Here is a 3,552-nt window from a genome sequence, read left to right on the forward strand (position 1 = left end):
AGTCGCAATGTAGCTGTCAGTTTCGCTAACCTGCCGGCGGGGGTAGAATTGCAAAATGCCTCTGGCGTTGATGCCGCCGGCAAGCCTTATATTAACCTGCGCAATGCGATTAAACCCGGGGGGTAAATGCGGGGGAAACTTCCGCGCCGGTTGAGGTAATCTTCAGCAATCCTAACTTTTCCGTAGTGCCGGTTATCACTTCGGTTTTTGTGGGGGAACCCAATACTGCACCCAACTTAAATCCTGTGGGGGCGCTAACTGTTAAACCGGGAGAACGCCTGGAAATTCCCCTCAGTGCAACAGACGAAAATGGAGATAGAGTTATCTACTCAATTCGGTCAGACAGCCGACTTCCCAAAGGCAAAATAACAGGCAATGGACAGCTAATTTTCTCGCCGGCACCCGATGATGTTGGCACCTATAATTTCACCCTAGTCGCCAGTGACGGGGCGCTAGAAACAGCCCAAGAAGTTACTTTAACTGTCGCAGCAGATCCAGTGACGGCAACGCGGGTTTCTGGGATTATTGAAAATACGGCGCAAGAACCGCTTGCCGGTGTTATTATAGAATTGGGTTCTTTGCAAACAGTCACCGCAGCAGATGGCTCGTTTATACTAGAAACTCCGGGGGCTTTACCTGACAACACCCTCAAAATTCGCGGCGAGGGAATTAGCGGGGATGTGACCTATCCGTTCATTGCCGAGAAGTTGCCACTGCTATTAGAACACGAGGTTTACACAGGGGTCAACAATGTCATTAGCCGGCCTATTTATTTGCCGCCAATTGACACGGCAAATGCCGAAACAATTGAGCCGGCGGCGGATGTCACGGTAACAACTTCTAATATACCGGGAGCGTCTGTATTTGTGGCGGCGGGTTCTTTGAAAAACCAGCAGGGCAATCCGTATACAGGACAGCTTAGCATAACTGAAGTGCCGGCGGAATTAACACCGGCTGCTTTGCCATCTAACTTGCATCCCGATGTAGTGGTGACGATTCAGCCAGGAGAAATGGTATTCACAACACCGGCTCCTTTATCCCTGCCAAATCGGGCGGGATATGCGCCGGGAACGTTGATGGATTTGTGGTCAATTAACCCGACAACGGGGTTATTTGACAACGTAGGTACGGGGAAAGTCAGCGATGATGGCAGCGTAATTGAGACCATTTCCGGCGGGATACGCAACAGCAGCTGGCACTTCTTTGGAGCGCAACCTCAGGACCCCAATCAGGACGACCGCAATCCAGATGAAGGTGGCAATGAATGCAAGGAGAATTGCAACTTCACATCGGTGGCGGAACTTCACTCTGGAACGGGAATGGAGACGCACAATATCGTCTCTTATCAATCTTTGGGCGCGATGCGAGGTTTGCAGCTAACTTACGATTCATTAAGAGCATATCCGCGTCCTATATTGCATTTTGGCTACAGTTTTGTCGGGTCTAATCCCGACCGCCTGCTGATTGCTTCTCTGGCGGTATTGCGGGGTGCCTTTCAGTTGCAATTGCCGGGATTTATTGGGGAAGACTACGGCTTAACTGGCGGGGAACATTTCTGGAAGATTCCTGAAAATGGGGGCCCAATTGACGCGGCGCTACAGCTTGACTTGCGCTCTATGTCTTCGGGGCAGTATGATTATTATCTCAGGTCGGGGATTCGCCAGTTTAATGGGGAAATCTTTGCGGGTTCTTCGACAGAGACTGAGGGCAAGTTACTGAATGTTAACACGATTAACAGTCCGTGGGGAAGTGGCTGGGGGCTGGCGGGATTGCAGAAATTGGTGGAGAATCCCAACGGTTCTGTGCTGCTGATTGATGGGGATGGAAGTGAGCTTCTATTTGAGGCTTCCCCTCTGGCGACTGGCGCTTATATGGCTCCCCCGGGAGATTTTTCAAAGCTGGAACGTCTGGCGGACGGAACTTTTCGCCGCACGATGAAGGACGAAACGGTTTACAGTTTCAACGGGCACAATAAGCTGGCGTTGGTAACAGAGAGAAACGGGAATGAGACGCGGTATGTTTATAATGGGGAGCAAAAGCTTGCGAAAATTATTGACTCGGTGGGGTTAGAAACGACTTTCTCGTATAATGGAGGAAAGGTTAGCGCTATTACTGATCCGGCGGTTAGAATTACTCGGCTGGAATACGATGCGGCGGGGAATTTAACCCGGATTGTGGACCCGGATGGTTCGGCGCGGACTTGGGAATATGACAGCGATCACCATATAGTTGCTGAGGTAGACAAGCGCAACAATCGGGAGGAGACGTTTTATGATTTTGCGGGGCGGGCTTTAAGCGCTACTCAGAAGGATGGAAAGTCTTTGAAAGTTGCGCCGGTTCAGGTGGCAGGGCTGTACCGTTCTGAAGAGACAATTGACCCGTTTAATGCGCCAGTGGCGTTTGCTTTGGGGGATGTGGAATCAAGCCAAGCTGATGGGAATGGCAATGTGAAGTCTACCATTCTCGACAGTGCCGGTCAAGCGGTTTCCGCAAGGGATGGCGGTGGTTTTTTGCCAGGTGTTGAGCGCAATGAGTCGAATTTGGTAACTGACAGGACAAATGGCAGGGGTCAAGTTACTGAGTATGAATACGACGAGAAGGGAAATGTAATTAGCATTTCTGATGAAATTTCGGGCGCGTCTGATACCCCAACAGGGAATACGGGTGAGCTATTTGCGCTAGGAGGGGATTATTTAGCTGGGTTTAATCCCGTTTCGGTAGCGGTGGGAGATATTGATGGGGACTCAGACTTTGATGTGATTACTGCAAATAGCAGTTCTAACAGCGTATCGGTGCTGCAGGGGAATGGCGATGGCACTTTTTCTCCCAACAGTGAGTATGCGGTCAAGTTAGCGCCACTCTCGGTAGCAACGGGAGACGTAAACAGAGACGGTTTTCAAGATGCTGTCGTGGCTGGTTTTGGTTTAGCTTATGGCTTTGACAGTGACTATTACTCAGTTTTATTGGGGGATGGTGAGGGCAATTTTACTGTCACTGATTACGAGGTGGCGTTCGGATCTGACTTTGTGGCTTTAGAGGATTTGAATGGCGATGGGAATCTAGACATGGTTACGACTAGCGCCGCCTTGAACCGCGTGTCAGTGCGACTGGGGAATGGAGATGGCACTTTTGCGCCTGAAACTGATTACTCGGTTGGGTTTACTCCGGTGGGTGTGGCGATAGGAGATGTGGATGGGGATGGCGACTTTGACATTGTTAGCGCCAATAGCAATTCTGACAACTTGTCGGTGCTGTTGGGGGATGGCGATGGCTCTTTTGGAGCTGGGAGTCAGGTGGCATTTGGGGTTGGGATTTCCGCAGTGGAGCTGTCAGATTTAGACAGTGATGGTGACTCGGATATTATTGCGGCAAATCGTTTGACCAATAAGGTGTCAGTGCGGTTGGGTTCTGGAAATGGCACTTTTGGAGCGCAGACTGATTATACGGTTGGGTCTGAACCTGTAGCGCTAGCTGTAGGAGACGCTGACGGGAACGGCAAGAAAGATATCGCTATCGCCAATCGTTCTGACAGCAAAGTATCGGTGCTTTTGG

1 protein-coding gene is annotated in these 3,552 nt (G+C 50.5%); it reads left to right on the forward strand.

Features of this window, described 5'->3' with window-relative positions; genetic code table 11:
- Positions 1-185: 185 nt before the first annotated feature.
- The coding region (locus tag OSC10802_RS45515; RefSeq protein WP_198525319.1) for an FG-GAP-like repeat-containing protein at positions 186-3,552 on the forward strand (3,367 nt) is incomplete at its 3' end.

It is taken from the genome of Kamptonema formosum PCC 10802 (assembly GCF_000332335.1).
Taxonomy (GTDB): domain Bacteria; phylum Cyanobacteriota; class Cyanobacteriia; order Cyanobacteriales; family Oscillatoriaceae; genus Oscillatoria.